The 14889-nt window shown below is 72.7% G+C and carries 13 protein-coding genes; 6 read left to right on the plus strand and 7 right to left on the minus strand.

Annotation, left to right across the window (positions count from 1 at the left end; translation table 11 throughout):
• Position 1: 1 nt before the first annotated feature.
• The 5 genes from J2W45_RS10335 to J2W45_RS10355 all read right to left on the minus strand — a co-directional run bounded on the left by J2W45_RS10335 (position 2) and on the right by J2W45_RS10355 (position 4469).
• Entirely contained in the window at positions 2-691 is a 690-nt protein-coding gene (locus tag J2W45_RS10335; protein WP_310131493.1) for a hypothetical protein, read from the minus strand.
• Complete coding sequence (locus J2W45_RS10340; protein ID WP_310131496.1) at positions 688-1482, minus strand: CDP-alcohol phosphatidyltransferase family protein; 795 nt, start codon at positions 1480-1482, stop codon at positions 688-690. The genes J2W45_RS10335 and J2W45_RS10340 overlap by 4 nt, the downstream gene beginning before the upstream one ends.
• Complete coding sequence (locus tag J2W45_RS10345; RefSeq protein WP_310131498.1) at positions 1479-2702, minus strand: DUF1972 domain-containing protein; 1224 nt, start codon at positions 2700-2702, stop codon at positions 1479-1481. The genes J2W45_RS10340 and J2W45_RS10345 overlap by 4 nt, the downstream gene beginning before the upstream one ends.
• A 208-nt stretch (positions 2703-2910) precedes the next feature.
• Positions 2911-3432 carry an acyltransferase gene (locus tag J2W45_RS10350; protein ID WP_310131500.1) on the minus strand — a complete coding sequence of 174 codons (522 nt, stop codon included), beginning with the start codon at positions 3430-3432 and terminating at the stop codon, positions 2911-2913.
• On the minus strand, positions 3429-4469 hold the full coding sequence (locus J2W45_RS10355; protein WP_310131502.1) for a glycosyltransferase family 2 protein: 1041 nt from the start codon (positions 4467-4469) through the stop codon (positions 3429-3431). Before J2W45_RS10355 ends, J2W45_RS10350 begins: the two co-directional genes overlap by 4 nt.
• A gap of 68 nt (positions 4470-4537) precedes the next feature.
• Between J2W45_RS10355 and J2W45_RS10360 the strand changes: the two genes are divergently transcribed.
• Complete coding sequence (locus tag J2W45_RS10360; RefSeq protein WP_396427084.1) at positions 4538-5506, plus strand: glycosyltransferase family 2 protein; 969 nt, start codon at positions 4538-4540, stop codon at positions 5504-5506.
• Positions 5503-6234, plus strand: a complete 732-nt coding sequence (locus J2W45_RS10365; RefSeq protein WP_310131503.1) for a polysaccharide deacetylase family protein — start codon at positions 5503-5505, stop codon at positions 6232-6234. The genes J2W45_RS10360 and J2W45_RS10365 overlap by 4 nt, the downstream gene beginning before the upstream one ends.
• Here the strand turns inward: J2W45_RS10365 and J2W45_RS10370 are convergent.
• Positions 6200-7264: a glycosyltransferase family protein gene (locus J2W45_RS10370; protein ID WP_310131504.1), complete on the minus strand. Its 1065-nt coding sequence runs from the start codon at positions 7262-7264 to the stop codon at positions 6200-6202. The two genes, J2W45_RS10365 and J2W45_RS10370, sit on opposite strands and share 35 nt — an antisense overlap.
• Before the next feature lie 144 nt (positions 7265-7408).
• Here J2W45_RS10370 and J2W45_RS10375 point away from each other — a divergent pair, with 144 nt between their 5' ends.
• Genes J2W45_RS10375 through J2W45_RS10385 form a run of 3 tightly spaced genes read left to right on the plus strand, consistent with a single transcriptional unit; the run spans position 7409 to position 11378 of the window.
• Positions 7409-8500 carry a polysaccharide pyruvyl transferase family protein gene (locus J2W45_RS10375; RefSeq protein WP_310131505.1) on the plus strand — a complete coding sequence of 364 codons (1092 nt, stop codon included), beginning with the start codon at positions 7409-7411 and terminating at the stop codon, positions 8498-8500.
• On the plus strand, positions 8497-9816 hold the full coding sequence (locus J2W45_RS10380; RefSeq protein ID WP_310131507.1) for a Coenzyme F420 hydrogenase/dehydrogenase, beta subunit C-terminal domain: 1320 nt from the start codon (positions 8497-8499) through the stop codon (positions 9814-9816). Before J2W45_RS10375 ends, J2W45_RS10380 begins: the two co-directional genes overlap by 4 nt.
• Positions 9813-11378: a lipopolysaccharide biosynthesis protein gene (locus J2W45_RS10385; protein ID WP_310131509.1), complete on the plus strand. Its 1566-nt coding sequence runs from the start codon at positions 9813-9815 to the stop codon at positions 11376-11378. Before J2W45_RS10380 ends, J2W45_RS10385 begins: the two co-directional genes overlap by 4 nt.
• 13 nt (positions 11379-11391) lie before the next feature.
• Here the strand turns inward: J2W45_RS10385 and J2W45_RS10390 are convergent, their stop codons facing one another.
• Positions 11392-13938 carry a right-handed parallel beta-helix repeat-containing protein gene (locus J2W45_RS10390; RefSeq protein ID WP_310131511.1) on the minus strand — a complete coding sequence of 849 codons (2547 nt, stop codon included), beginning with the start codon at positions 13936-13938 and terminating at the stop codon, positions 11392-11394.
• 336 nt (positions 13939-14274) lie between these two features.
• Here J2W45_RS10390 and J2W45_RS10395 point away from each other — a divergent pair, with 336 nt between their 5' ends.
• Positions 14275-14850 carry an arsenate reductase/protein-tyrosine-phosphatase family protein gene (locus tag J2W45_RS10395; protein WP_310131512.1) on the plus strand — a complete coding sequence of 192 codons (576 nt, stop codon included), beginning with the start codon at positions 14275-14277 and terminating at the stop codon, positions 14848-14850.
• The last annotated feature ends 39 nt before the right edge of the window (positions 14851-14889 follow it).

The raw sequence follows: 14889 nt of genomic DNA on the forward strand, positions 1-14889 counted from the left end.
CTCACTTGAAGACGGTGATCGGGGTTCCGGCGGCGTCGGTCGCGGTGATGACGACAGCGCCGGTCTGGTCGGCGGGAACGGAGAACACGTAGACCCCGGTCCGGGTCTCACCCGCCTTCAACGTTCCGAGGAGCGGCTGGGCGCCATCGCTGAGCTCAGTGGCGGGAATCGACTTCGAGCCGTAGTAGGCGTTCACGGCCACCTGGGACAGGGAGACGTCGCTGGCGCCGGGGTTGCGCAGCTCGACCTTGACCTGCACGGCCGAACCGGAGACCTCACCGGCCCGTACCGCCGTGGCGTTGGTCTTCTCGACCTCAAGCTTGGCCGTCAGGCCGCCCGACAGCGTCGCCGTGTCGTCGCGCGACACGACGGCCGCGACGGGTGCTCCGTAGCGCGCGTCGGGCTTCGGCGCGGCCTGGGCGCCGCCCGACGACGCGCTCGGCGTCGGTGAGGCGGCGGGCGGCGGCGGCGAGTTGGTGTCCGGCGTGGGGAGCTGGAACGCCGTCTTCTTGTCCCCGGACGCGGACTGGGCGTTCTGGGCATTCTGCGCACCCCGCACCGCGGCGACGGAGATCGCGACCGCGAGGACCGCCGCCACGACGACGGCGCCGGCGATGAGGAGCGCCCGCCGACGGCGTCGTCCGCCGGGCTGCTCGTCGGGGTTCGGTTCGGGACGATCGACCTTGGTCATCGGAGGTCCCCCTTCTGTTCGGGTCTTGCGGGAGTCCAGGAGCGGAGCTCGCGGAACCACTTGGCGGCCGCGAGAACGAGGAAGGCCGTGGTGGCCGCCGCGATCAGCGTGTACAGCGTCGTGAACACGGGAACGGCACCGAGGGTCAGGAACGACAGGCACAGGACGCCGTAGTCCATGGGCAGCACGGCGAGCGCCCGCGCCCACGAGGGGCGCCCCGGCGCGTCGGCCGCGAGCGGCACGGCGCCGCGGGTACGGCGCCGCAGCTGCTCGGTCAGGATCATGCCGAAGAAGAGCACCGCCGAGACGATCGCGAAACCGATCGGCACGAGCAGCCATGCAGTCGGGACGACTCCGAAGCGGTAGAAGCCGACGGCGAGCGCGAGCGGCATCGTCGACACCTTGGTCGCATCCACCATGTGGTCGAGCCATTCGCCGGCCGGGCTGCTGGTGCCGAGCAGACGGGACAGCTGCCCGTCGGCCGAGTCGAAGGCGTAGCCGACCAGGAGCAGCACGGCCACGACGACGCCGAGCAGCCAGGTCGGCGGCAGGGCCACGAGGAGGCCGATGGCGACGAACGTGAAGACGGCGCTGATGCCCGTGACCGCGTTCGGCGTCAGTCGCGCGGTGTACGCCCAGGCAGCGAGGTAGCGGCCGATGCGCCGGTTGACGAACCGCGAGTAGGCGGGCGCGGATCGCGCCGGGGGCTTCTGCGCATCCCGCAGCCGCCGCACGGCGTCGCCGAAGCCGCCGGTGCGGAGGCCGGTCGCGTCGGCGCTGCCGCCGGTCATCGCGACACCCCTTCGATCCGGCCGACGCCCGGAAGCGCCTGCTCTTCGGCGGTCCGGCGGCCGAAGGCCCCGGTGCGCTGACGCCCGAGCGGGCGGGCCGGCTTGACCAGTTCGCGGGCGGCCAGGCGGCGGCAGAGGAGTTCGTACCGGTCGGCCACGTCGTCCCAGTCGTAGGCGGACGCCCGTGCGACCGCTGCGTCGCGGCGCGCGACCAGCAGTGACGGGTCGCCGTCCGCCGCATCCACCGCCGCCGCGACGCCCGCGGCGTCGGAGAAGTAGGCGGCGGCCGCACCGGCCACCTCGCGGTTGAACGAGACGTCGTAGGCGATCACGGCGGTGCCGGCGCCGAGCGCGCGGAGGAGCGACGGGTTGGTCCCGCCGACCGAGTGGCCGTGTAGGTAGGTGCTGGCTCCCGCGTACAGCTGGTCCAGCAGGCGCTGGTCCCAGACGCCGCCGAGGAACCGCACCCGGTCGTCCGCGGCGTTCCGCACCCGGGCGCTGTACTCCTCCGCGTACGGAGCTGAGCCGACGACGACGAGGGGCTTGGTGGAGGCGCTCCGCACGTAGCCTTCGACGATCATGTCCACGTGGTTCTCGGCTTCGAACCGCGCGACCAGCAGGTGGTATCCGTCCGGCTCCAGGCCGACGCCGGCGAGCAGGTCGGACTCGCGAGCCACGAGCGGTGCGCCGTAGGCGATCAGCTCGGTGTCGGCGTCGAACTCGTCGCGGTAGTAGTCGGCGATCCCCTGCGCGTCGGCGATGAGCGCGTCGGACCAGCGCACGGCGAGCGACTCGGCCGTGCGGTAGTAGGCGTGGCCGCCGCGTCCCCACTTCGCACGCCGCCACTCCAGTCCGTCGACATGGGTGGCGACGGGGATGCGCGCAGCGCGCAGGGCCGGCAGGTACGGCGCGTTCGCCGCGTTGAAGACGATGGCGGCGTCCGTCCGGTGGCGGAGCAGGTGCGCGACCGAGAGCCCGGTGTGGCTGAGGGTCTCCAGGCTGCGCCGGCGGAGCGCGCCCCGGTGGACCAGCCGCATCCCGGCGTACTCGGAGGGGCGGGCGTCGTCGGCGGTCGGGCGGCAGTAGACGGTCACGTCGTGGCCGCGGGCGGCCAGCCGGGTGCCGACCTCCTCCACGCAGGTCTCGAATCCCCCGTACCTCGCCGGCACGCCTCGCGTGCCCACGAGGGCGACGCTGATGCGCCTTCCCCCATCGACCATGTGGATGCTCGCTCTCGCTCTCTCGGAAACACACGACGGCTCGGCCAACGATGTCTCCGCGGGACTCCCGGGTAAGGGAGTACGGAACGGCTATCAGGTCGCATCAGGGGTCGGGTCGCTGTTGCATGTCCAGACTAATACGAGAATTCCTCAGCTGTCGCCCCCTCATCAGGGGGTCACCGCCCCGCCGAGCCACCCCGCGGCACGGTCACTCCCAGTCGGACGCCTCGCCCAGCGGTCTGGCCGGGTTCCCCCCGACGATGACCCCCGCATCCACATCGCGCGTCACCACCGACCCGGCGGCCACGACGCCCCCGTCGCCGATGCTCACGCCCTTGAGGATCATGGCGCCGGTCCCGACGAGCACGTGACGGCCGATGCGGATCGGCGCGGTGTGCGGAAGCACCTCACCGTCCGGCCGGGTGATGCGGTGGAAGTCGGTGTCGAGGAGCTGCACCTCCCACGAGATCTGGGTGCCCTCCCCGAGCGACACACCCGACGCGACGTTCACCGTGCAGCGTGCGCCGATGGCGCTGCCCCGCTCCAGTCGCAGGACGGCGCCCTCGCCGACCCACACCCGCGCGCCCTTGCGGACGGCGCTTCCGCGGGCGAGCTCGTACCGCCCGGGACCGCCGAGCCGCACGCCCGGGCCGATGCGGGCTCCCGGGTGGCCGCGCAGCACCCCGCGCGCGAGCTCGGCATACCGCCGCAGTCGTCCCCGGACCGTCATCGTCCCTCCCGGATGCGCGCGTCACGCCGGCCGTCGACGCCGCCGGGGACCGCCGCGCGCGGACGACCCGCCCGCGCCCGCAGCTCCGCCCGCGCGATCCGGCGTCCGTCGCGGAGGCCCCTCAGGGCGGCGCGCAGCGGGACCACGGGTCGCACGAACTGCCGACGGCCGCCCTGCAGCAGGATCTCCCGCGCGACGCCGGGGGATGCGCGGAGCCAGCGCCGCAGGTCGTCGTCGTCGAGCTGAAGCGCGGCGAACAGCATGCGATTGCGGATGTTGAAGTAGTAGTACGCCTCCGACTTGGCGGTCGCGGCGCGCTCGGCCCCCGCCTGCTGCGTTCCGCCCTCGGCGTGGGTGGCGACGATGTCCTCCCGCACCTCCAGTGCTCCCCCGGCGTTGCGAACCCGGAACGACAGGTCCACGTCCTCCCAGTACAGGAAGTAGCCGTCCGCGAAGCCGCCCGCCCGCTCCCACAGTGCGAGCGACAGGCAGAGGCAGGCGCCGCTCAGCCACGGCTCGGCTCGCCGCTCTGGAGGCTGCGGGCGTCGTCGCGCCGACGTCATCCGCCCGTCGACCAGCGACACATCCGACCCGGCCGACCACACCGTCCCGTCCGGACGGAGGATGCGCGGGGCGACCAGGGTGAGCGGGCTCGCAGCGACCGCGTCGAACAGCGCCCGGACCGCCTCCGGTGCGATTTCCGCGTCCGGGTTGAGCAGGAGGACGCGTTCGGCGCCTGCCTGTGCGGCTCGCTCGACGCCGGCGTTCATCCCCCGGCCGAATCCCGGGTTGTCCGGCGGCAGCACGGCGATCCATCCCTCCTGCTCGCAGAGGTCCGCGATCCTCGCGCGCTCGGCGTCCGAGCTGAAGCTGTCGACGACGACCGTCAGGAGCCCCCCGGCACGCCGGGTGAGGGCGGCGAGGTTCTCGGCGAGCAGGCCGGACGACCCGTAGTTCACGACCACGACGGCTTCCGCGGCGAACACCGGTGCGGGTCCGCGCGTGACGGCGGGAGCATCGGGTGTCGGGTCTGGCATAGACTTCCGCTCTGACGTGAGGGGGGGTGGCCGTGCAACCGGAGGAACCGGTGTCAGTGACGATAGCCGTGCCGACGTTCCATCGTCCAGCCGAGCTCGGTGCGCTCCTGCCGCAGCTGCTCCAGCACGCGGACCAGGCGGGGCCGTCCCATCCCACCCGCGTGCTGATCGTGGACAACGATCCCGCCGGCAGCGGCAAGGCCGTCGTGGACGCCCTCGGCGACGACCGCGTGCGTGCCGTCGTGGAGTCGCATCCCGGCATCTCGGCCGTGCGGAACCGCGCGATCGACGAGGCGGGCACCCGGCTGCTCGCCTTCATCGACGATGACGAGGTGCCGCACGAGGGATGGCTGGTGCGGCTGCTCGAGACCTGGCAGGACACGGGCCGGCCGGCAGCCGTCTCCGGCCGCGTGGTCGCCGAGTTCAGCGGTGAACTGGACCCGTGGCTCGCCGCCGGGTCGTTCTACGTGCGGCGCAGGATGCCGACGGGGTCGCCGATCGACGTCGCCGCCGCGGGCAACCTCCTGCTCGACCTCGAGCAGGTCCACGAGGCCGGCGTACGGTTCGCCGACGACCTCGGCCTGAGCGGCGGAGAGGACACCCTGTTCAGCCGTGAGCTGCACGCGAAGGGCTATCGCATGACCTGGTGCGACGAGTCGGCCATCACCGATCTGGTCCCCCGCACCCGGATGACGCGCCGGTGGGTGCTGCAGCGCGCGTGGAGCCACGGCAACTCGACCAGCACCATCCGTATCCGCCTCGCGCGCGGCGCGGCCGGCCCCCTTCGGGTGCGGGTCGCGGCGGTCGCCGGGGGCCTCGCGCGCATCCTCGGCGGCGCCGTCCGATGGGTCGCCGGCGTGGTGCTCCGTTCGCTGCGGCACCAGGCGCGCGGTGCGCGGGCGATCTGGCGGGGCGGCGGGATGGTGCAGGGCGCGCTCGGCATCGTCTACCAGGAGTACGCACGGCCCGCTTCCGGGGATGCCGCGGCCGCCGACGCCGCAGGCGCCGCAGGCGGCCCAGCGGGAGCCGGCGCATGACGCTTCGCGGCGCGGCCCGCGAGGTCGTCCGGCGGGTGACCGCACCGGCCGGCTCCATCGTCTCCGTACGCACGGCCGCGCCGGAGTTCGTGCTGACCTACGACGACGGCCCGGTCGCCGGGACGACGGACCGCCTGGTGGAGCTGCTGGCCGACCGGGGCGCGACCGCCACGTTCTTCGTCCTGCTCTCGCGCGTCCGCCGCGATCCCGCGCTCGTGCGGTCCGTCCAGGAGGCCGGTCACGAGATCGCCCTGCACGGCGTGGACCACGTGGATGCCACGACGCTGCCGGGCGAAGAGTTCCACCGCCGGATGCACGACGGGAGGCGCGAGCTCGAGGACACCATCGGCCGCACCGTCCGCTGGTACCGGCCGCCCTACGGTCACCTGACCTTCTCGGCCTGGCGGTCGGTCCGGTCGGCGGGCCTGGTGCCGGTGCTCTGGGATGCGTCGGTCCGCGACGGCGCCGGCGCCCTGTCCGACGCGGAACGTCTCGCGGGGGCGGAACGGGCCGCGCACCGCGGAGCCATCCTGCTCGCGCACGACAACTTCGCCTCCGCCGTGGACGGCGTCGACGACGGGCCGGAGCCGGTGGTCGACCGGCTCGCCCTCTCCGGTGCGGTGCTCGACGCCTACGCCGCCCGGGGACTCGCCGCCCGATCGCTCGGCGACGCCCTCCGGGCGGGCCGTCCGGTCAAACGCGGGGTGTTCGTGCGCGCCGCCGGCTGACCAGCGAGATGGCACGACGGTACGCCTCGACGTGGCGCCGTCCCGTCTCGTCCCACCCGCGCCGGCTCAGGTCCGGCGTGCTGCCCGGCTCGCGCGCGCGGACGGCGGCGAGCGCGCGCTCGAGGTCGCCGGAGCCGAGCGGCGGCTGGTACCGCTGCACCCAGAGTTCGCCGACCTCCTCGGCGAGCAACCGGTTCACCTCGTTGTCAGGCACGAGCACCGGCCGCTGCAGCGACAGGCTGGAGAGCGCACCCCCGGAGTTGTGCATCTCGCGGTAGGGCAGCACGATCAGTTCCGCCTCGGTGACGGCGGCGACGAGTTCCTCGTCGGTGAGGAACGCGAAGCGGAGCGAGATGCGGTCGTCGCCCGCCGCCTGCTCCTGGAGCTGCGCGACGAGTTCGTCCGACGAGGGCTTGCCCGACACCGTCAGGCTGGCGTGCGGCTCGCCGTCGGAGCGGAACGCATCGCGGAAGGCGGCGATCAGGGCGTCGACGCCCTTGTAGCGGCGCACGAGGCCGACGTAGGCGAGCCGCCCCGGCGTCGCCGACCGCCGGGGGTAGCGGGCGAACCACTTCTGGTAGTCGCCGTGCTCGATGGTCTCGACCGCCGATCCCTCCGGAACCGGCGTGAGCGGGTTGAGGCGGATGCGCAGGGTCGTCCAGCGGTCGAAGAGCCTCAGCAGGGCGGTCTCGCGCCGGCTGATCCCGGTCGGCAGGTCGAGATTGTGCGCCGTGCGGACGATGGGCGTGCGGGTGATCCGGAGCTTGAGCAGCAGGGCCAGGGTGAAGACCTGCCGCACCGCCTTCTTCAGCGGGCTGTGACCCGAGACGAGGATCTCCGGCCAGTGCGCGTGGAAGACGTCGTACCGCCCGAGCAGTGCCCGACGCCAGCTGAAGGTCCGCACCTCGGTACCGGGCTGCGCGGCGACGGCCTCGCGCAGCATGATCAGGTACGGGTTGGTGGTGGGTCGCGGCTCCGGAAACGACTGCTGCACGACGAGGCCCGGCATGTCTCCCCCTCCGATCGGCATGCCGTCCACTCTGGCACGCGCAGCCCCGCTCCTCACGCGCCCTCAATTGGGGTCACGCGAACGCCGGGCGCTGACTAAGATACATGAGTAAGTCTCACCTCGAGCGCCGAGCACCCCCTCACCCGACCGACCATGGGAGCGTCGATGCGAACACTGATCCTGTGGGCCGACGATGCGTCGCCCAACCTCGGCGTGCGCGCGCTCGGAGCGGGGACCGCCGCGCTCCTCCGCCGGGTCGAGCCCGACACGGAGATCGTCTTCCAGAACTACGGGATGCGCGCACCGCAGCTGCCCATCGGCCGCCTCCGCTCGCTCGTGAAGGAACGCGTCACGGGACGGAACGGGATGCAGCGCTGGCTGGCCGGCTTCGATCTGGTCGTCGACACGCGGTCCGGCGACAGCTTCGCCGACATCTACGGCACTCGGCGCCTGGCCGTCATGTCCGCGGTGGCGGAGTTCGCCACCCAGGCGGGGGTGCCGGTGGTGCTCGGGCCGCAGACCATCGGCCCGTTCGACTCCCCCCTCGGCCGCCGCATCGCGCGGCGCAGCCTCCGCAGGTCGCAGCTGGTGATGGCCCGCGACAGCGCGAGCGCCGACGCGGCCCGGGCTCTCGGACGCCCGGCCGACGTCCTGACCACCGACGTCGTGTTCGCCCTCCCGCGGCCGGCCGTCGCGAAGACCCGGGACGTGGTGCTCAACGTCTCCGGCCTGCTCTGGAACGCCAACCCGCACGTCGACAACGAGGCGTACCGCCGTACGGTGCACCGCCTCCTCGACGGCCTCGCGGCAGAAGGCCGCGAGGTGACGCTTCTGGCCCACGTGCTCGAATCCGACAATCCCGACTCCGACATCCACGCGATCTCCGAACTGCAGGCGCAGCGCTCCCAGCGGCTCGAGACCGTCGTGCCGCGCGACCTGGACGACGTGCGGCGGACCGTCGCATCCGCCCAAGTGGTGCTCGGCTCACGGATGCACGCGTGCCTCAATGCGCTGTCGACCGGGACCCCGGCCGTGCCCCTCGCCTACTCCCGCAAGTTCGGTCCGCTGCTCGGCGACCTCGGCTGGACGCGCTCGGTCGACCTGCGCACCTCCGCTGATGCTGCCGGAGAAGCGCTCGCACATGTCGCCGACGAGGCGCTCTCGGCCGACGCGACCCGGCTCCTCGGGGTCGCCGGCGAGCGCCTGGATGCGGCGGCCTCGGCGCTCGCGCAGAGCGTCGAGCGGGTGGCCGCATGACCACGACCACCCGCACGACATCGACCCGCACCGCGGAGGAGCGCACGGCCGCCCTCCGAGCGGCCGTCGCCCGCGTCGTCGCGTCCGGCAACTGCAGCGGATGCGGGGCGTGCGCGCTGCTCGACCCCGGGCTGGAGATGCGGCTCGATGCCGAGGGCAACCTCCGCCCGACGCCGGTCGACCCGGTCGCGGAAGACCAGGAAGCGCCGCGCGCGGAGCCGGCCGCGTCGGTCGAGCCGGACGCCGTCCGACGGTTCGAGGAGGCCTGCCCCGGCGTGACCGTACGTGCGGTGCATCCTACGGCCGGGCGCCGGCACCCCACGATGGGACCGTACCTCCGCGTGTGGATGGCCTGGGCGACCGACACCGACGTGCGTTTCCGCGGCAGCAGCGGCGGAGCGCTCACCGCCATCGCCGCCTGGCTGCTGGAGACCGGCCAGGCCGCGCGCATGGTGGGTGCACGCGCGGACGCCGAGGAGCCCCGGCGCACGGTGAGCGTGAGCATCCTCAGCCGCGACGAGGCGCTGGGCGCCGCCGGCTCCCGGTATGCGCCGACGGCGAGCGCCTCGCGTCCCGAGGTCCTGCTCCCCGGCACGGTCATGGTCGGGAAGCCGTGCGAGGTGAGTGCCGTCCGCGCGCTCACCTCCGACCGGCGGGCATCCGGCGAGCAGCCGGTGCTGCTCTCGTTCTTCTGCGCCGGCACGCCGAGCCAGCACGCCACGGATCGCCTCGCAACCGAGCTGGGCTCTCCCCCGGGGACGCCGGTGAGCGACCTCTGGTATCGCGGCCGCGGATGGCCCGGGCGCTTCACCGTCGAACGTCCCGACGGAACGTCCAGCGACGCGAGCTACGACGAATCGTGGGGGTCCGCCCTCGGTCCTGCGGCGCAGTGGCGCTGCAAGATCTGCGCGGACGGAGTGGGCGAGAGCGCCGACATCACCGCGGCGGACTTCTGGCGGTCGGACGAGCGGGGCTACCCGGTGTTCGCCGACGGCGCCGGACGCAGCGCCCTGATCGCCCGGACCGAGCGGGGCTACGACATCATCCTCCGCGCCGTCGAGGCCGGCGTCATCTCGGTGAGCACCATCGAGATGGAGGACCTGGCCGCCGTCCAGCCGCTGCAGACCACCCGCCGCAGCACACTGGCGGGACGCCTTGCCGGCGCCGTGCTCGCGGGGAGCCGCGTTCCGCGTTACCGCGGCTTCGGACTGCTCGCGCTCGCGCTGCCGCGTCTCCGCGAGGTCGTGCGCGTCGCCCGGGGGACGTTCCGACGCGCCCGAGCCCGCACGCTCGCGGCGAGAGAGCGCCGCGCATGACGATCCGGACACCGCGTCCCGGCCCCCAGCATCGCGTCGAGCGGGCGGGTTCTCGCGCGCGGACCGCGCACGACCCCGACGCACCCGACGTGCGCACCCCCGCCCCCGGCACGGAGGGGCTCGGCCGTCGCGCGGCACGGGGAGCGGCCGTCACCCTGGGCGCACAGGGAGGCAAGGTCGTCGTCCAGGTGGCGTCCGTCGTCGTCCTGGCCCGCCTTCTCAGCCCCCACGACTACGGCCTGATCGCGATGGTCGTCGCCATCATCGGCGTCGGGGAGCTGTTCCGTGACTTCGGGCTGTCGTCCGCCTCCATTCAGGCGCCCGTCGTCACCCGGGGACAGCGCAGCAACCTGTTCTGGGTCAACGCGGCGATCGGCGCCGTGCTCACCGCGGCGGTCTTCTCGGGCGCCGGGCTGATCGCCCTCGGCTTCCACCAGCCGGATCTCGTGCCGATCGCTCACGCGCTGGCGTTCACGTTCCTCATCAACGGGCTCGGCACCCAGTACCGAGCGGATCTGGTGCGCCGGATGCGGTTCAACGCCGTCGCGCTGGCCGACATCGTCGCCCCGTTCCTCGCGCTCGGCGTGGCCGTCGGCTCCGCGCTGGCGGGCTGGGGATATTGGGCCCTGGTGGCGCAGCAGCTCACCCAGGCCACGGTTCTGCTCGTCGTCCTGGTGATCTCGGGCCGCTGGCTGCCCGGGCTCCCACGGCGCGACGCCCCGATCGGCGCGTTCGTCGCCTTCGGCTGGAACATGCTCGCTTCCCAGCTGGTGAGCTACATCAGCAACAACATCGACAACATCCTGGTTGGCGCACGCTTCGGGGCCTCGGCCCTCGGCGTCTACAGCCGCGCCTTCCAGCTCCTGATGACGCCGCTCAACCAGGTGCGCATCCCCCTCACCACCGTCGCTCTTCCCGTCTTCTCGCGCCTGCAGGACGACAAGGAGCGGTTCGGCGAGTGGCTCTGCCGCGGGCAGCTCGCCCTCGGTTACACCGTCGTGGCGGGCCTCGCCCTGGTGGCCGGGGCGTCCGAGCCCCTGACGTCCCTGCTGCTCGGCGCGCAGTGGGGCGAGGCGGCGCCGATCCTGCGGCTGTTCGCCATCGCCGGGATCTTCCAGATCCTCGCCTTCGTCGGCTACTGGGCCTACGTCTCGCGCGGGCTGACGGGGGCGCTCCTGCGCTACTCGCTGGTGAGCGCCGCGATCAAGATCGTCTGCATCGTCATCGGATCGTTCGGCGGTGTGCTCGGTGTCGCGATCGCCTACGCGATCGCACCGGCCCTGTCGTGGCCGCTGTCGCTGTGGTGGCTCGCACGCAACACCGAGGTCCCCACCGCCCGGCTGTACGCCGGAGCCGGCCGGGTGCTGGCATGCGCCGCGTTCGGCGCGGCGGCCGCCTGGGCCGCATGCACGACGGCCGCCGCCCTGGGCACGGTGGTCCAGGTGGCGGCGGCCGTCGTGGCGCTTGCGCTCGTCTACGGTGCTGCGGTGCTGCTCATCCCCGCGATCCGGCGGGATCTCTCCGGGGTTATGGCGGCGGCCCGCATGGTCCGCAGCCGCTGAGCGATCCGGAGCATCAGCTCCAGGCGCCCAGCTGCAGTGCGCCGGCCGGCTTGCCGATGAGCTGAGCCGTCGCCGCGGGCAGCGGCTGAGCCAGCGCCGAGGTGAGCGACGCGACCAGCGGCAGCGGGTCGAAGCCGCTCGTCAGGACGCTCTGCCCGTCGAACGACCGCGACGTGCGGTCCTGGCCGGTGGCCGACGTGAACTCCGCCAGCGACCCGTAGACGGCCGGGTTGCCCGCGCCGCGCGACCAGATGATCAGCCACGACGGGTCTCCGGCGGAGGTCCGCTGGTAGACGTTGCCGTTCAGGGTGATGCCCATCTGGGCGGCCGAACGCTCGTGGCTGTAGTCCTCGACCGCGAGCACGGCGTTGCCGGTGCTGTTGGAGAGCACGTTGTTCACGACGCTGATGTTGCCCGTGATCCAGGTGACCGTCGGGTCCGGCAGCTTCTGCCGCGGGTCGTGACCGGCGGTGGAGAGGTCGCTCGCCCGGCGGAAGCCCTGGGTGATGTTGATGTCACGGGCGTTGCCGGTGATCGTGTTGTTGCGGATGTCCGCGCCGTTGGTGTCGCTGACGAGGATGCCGGCGATGCCGTTCTGCGCGATCACGTTGTTGGCGATCGCGAACTTCGCGGAGATCTCGGCGACCAGGCCGTTGCCCGAGTTGCCCACGATGTCGCTGTTGGCGATCTTCGCGTCGTACACCGACTCGTCGAACCACAGCGCGTTGCCGTCGTTGTTCAGGAAGTTGCTGTTCAGGACGGTGATGTCGCGGGCACGGGCGACCTTGAACCCACCGGCGACCGGCGCGCGGTTGAAGTGCTCGGTGTTGTTGTGGTCGGCGAGCATGCCGTTGACCTTGAGGCGGTCCGAGTAGGTCGCCTGCGCACCCAGCATGCCGTTGCGGGCGACCGTGACGCGGGTCAGGGTGCCGTCCGTACCGCCGATGGCGAGTCCGGTCGTGGCGTTGTCGGTGATGGCGACGTTCTCGATGGTGGCCCGGTTGGCGTACACCTGCACGGCGCCCATGTCGGGCACGGAGGGCGAGTACCGGCGGATGCCGATGCCCTTCAGCGCGCTGCCGTCGCCGAGCACCACGAACGCCTTGACGGTGTCACTGGCGCGCAGCTCGTGGCCCGACGGGTCGGAGCCGAGCACCAGCTGGTGAGCGCCCTCATCCACGTAGAACGTGCCGGCCGTCACCGCGGAGCGGGAGGAGACCTGCTTCAGCGCGCGGCCGTCGAGGAACAGCTGGTCGGGGTGCGCGGCCATCGGGTAGGCCGGGTTGACGAACTGCCAGCCTGCCGCCGTGCCGTCGGGGGCGCCCCGGTCGTACGTGGGGCTGTCGTCGAAGTTGACGTTCCAGCTGCCGGCGACCCAGGCGGAACCCGAGTGGGCCCAGTTCGACACCGTGCGGCTGCCGTCGAACCAGACGGCCTCCTTCGGGTACGACTGGATGGTGACCTGCTTGCCGCGCGGGATGGTCACGGTCTCGTGGTACGTGCCGCCGCGGACCACCACGGTGGAACCGGACGGAACCGCGTCCACCGCGTGCTGGACGGTCTTCCAGGGGGCGGACTCGGTCGACCGCGACACGCCGTCGCTGCCGTTCGTCGCCACGAAGTAGGCACCCGCGGGGACGGCGTAGGACGTGCTGCCGATCGGCGCGGCGCCGGTCGCGGTGCGTGCGGACGACTGGTCGATGCTGGTGTCCGGTCCGGTGGTCGGGGTCGACCCGGGGTCGGTCACCGGAGGCTGCGGAGCAGTCACCGGCGGAGCGGGCGTCGTCGTCGGCGTGGGCGTCGGAGTCGGCGTCGTGGTCTCGGTCGGGGTCGGCGTCGGCGTGACGACCGGTCCCGGGTCGCCCGGCTGCTCGACCTCGAGGGCCGCGGCCTTCAGGTCGTCGAAGCGCACGGGGACCGCGGTGGAGCTGCTGGAGACGTAGCTCCACAGTCCGATGCCGCCCGGGTGGGTGAGCCGGTCGATGGAGTTGTCGCCCGCGGTGACCTGCCAGTCCGGCGTCGTCGTGGACGCGACCCAGGCACGGGCGCTCAGTGCAACCGTGTCGGTGCCGGTGGCCCGGAGCTCCAGGCGGATGGGCTGGCCGGCGGCGACCGAGGAGACGACGACCTTCTCAGCGGCGACGACGGTCTGACGCGCGGTCGAACCGTTGACGCGGATGATGGAGAGCAGACCGCGCTTGGCGGAGTCCACCCGGAAGCTGGCCTGGTAGTACGCGCCGGCCGTGGAGCGGACCTGCACGCCGGAGTAGACGCCGTTGCCGCTGGCGGGGACGGACGGGAGCACGACCGTGGTCGCAGCATCGACATCCGACGCCGTCGCGGACGGCAGGGTGGCGTTCAGTGACGCACCGGGCCGCGGAACGGCCTGGGTGCCGGCGGCGGAGCCGACCGAGAAGGCCGCTGCGCTGCTCACGCTGTACGCGCCGCCGATCGGGGCAGCGCCCCAACCGCTCTGCGCGGTGCGGTCGAAGCTGTCGGCGGCGATCTGCCGGGCGGCGACATAGGTGGGTTGGGCGGCGAAGGCGCCGGCGGCGGTCACGCCGACAGCGGTGGCCGCGACGGCCGCGCTGGCCGCTAGTGCGATTCCGGTTCGCAGGCGCGCTTTCTTCGCGCCTGCCGTCCGAGGGGTCTCGATACGGTGGGCAGGGTGTCGGGACATAGAGGGGTGCTATCCAAACGTCGGGTAGTACGAACGGGAGTGGCAGGGGAGACCAGTTCCTGCCGAGGTTGAAGGCGACCCTAGCAAACGCCGCGGCGAGGTGCCAGGTCAAAATCAACCAATCTAACAGCGTGAGACCGTAGCACGCCACGCCGGGAATCACCCCCTTTCGGGTGTGGTCGCGGCCACGCCCGGCGCATCGGAGAGAATGGTGGGATGTCCGCACACGATCCGTTCCGGGTCCTCGCGCTCTGCACGGGGAACATCTGCCGATCGCCCGCGATGGAAGCGCTCCTCGCCACAGAATTGGCGGATGACCGGCGCTTCCGCGTCGAGTCGGCCGGCACGGAGGCGATGACCGGCTGGTCGGCGGACCCGCCGATGGCCCGCCTGCTCGAGGCGAGGGGTCTCGACGTCCGGGGCCACCGTGCGCGGCAGGCGGATCCTCCGATGCTCGAGCGGGCGGATCTCATCCTCACCGCCACCTTCGCGCACCGCGAGTGGGTGGCTTCCGCTGCGCCGCGCGCCGCCCGCCGGGCCTTCACCCTGGCCGAGTTCGCCCAGCTCTGCGGGGCGGCCCCCGGTGACACGACCCCGCGCGAACTCGTCGCCTGGGCCGCGTCGCACCGGCCGCCGAGGCCGCTGGGCCGCGGGCGTTCGACGCCCCGGGGCGGTGCGGAGGGGGACATCGTCGACCCGTACGGGCGCTCGAAGGCCGTCTTCGAACAGTCCCTCGCCCAGCTCACCCCCCTCGTCGAGACGGTCGCGGAGGCCCTGCTGAGCCGCGTCTGATCAGGATCCGATCCCCCTGGTGACAAATCCTCACTAATC

Source organism: Leifsonia shinshuensis, assembly GCF_031456835.1.
Classification (GTDB): domain Bacteria; phylum Actinomycetota; class Actinomycetes; order Actinomycetales; family Microbacteriaceae; genus Leifsonia; species Leifsonia shinshuensis_C.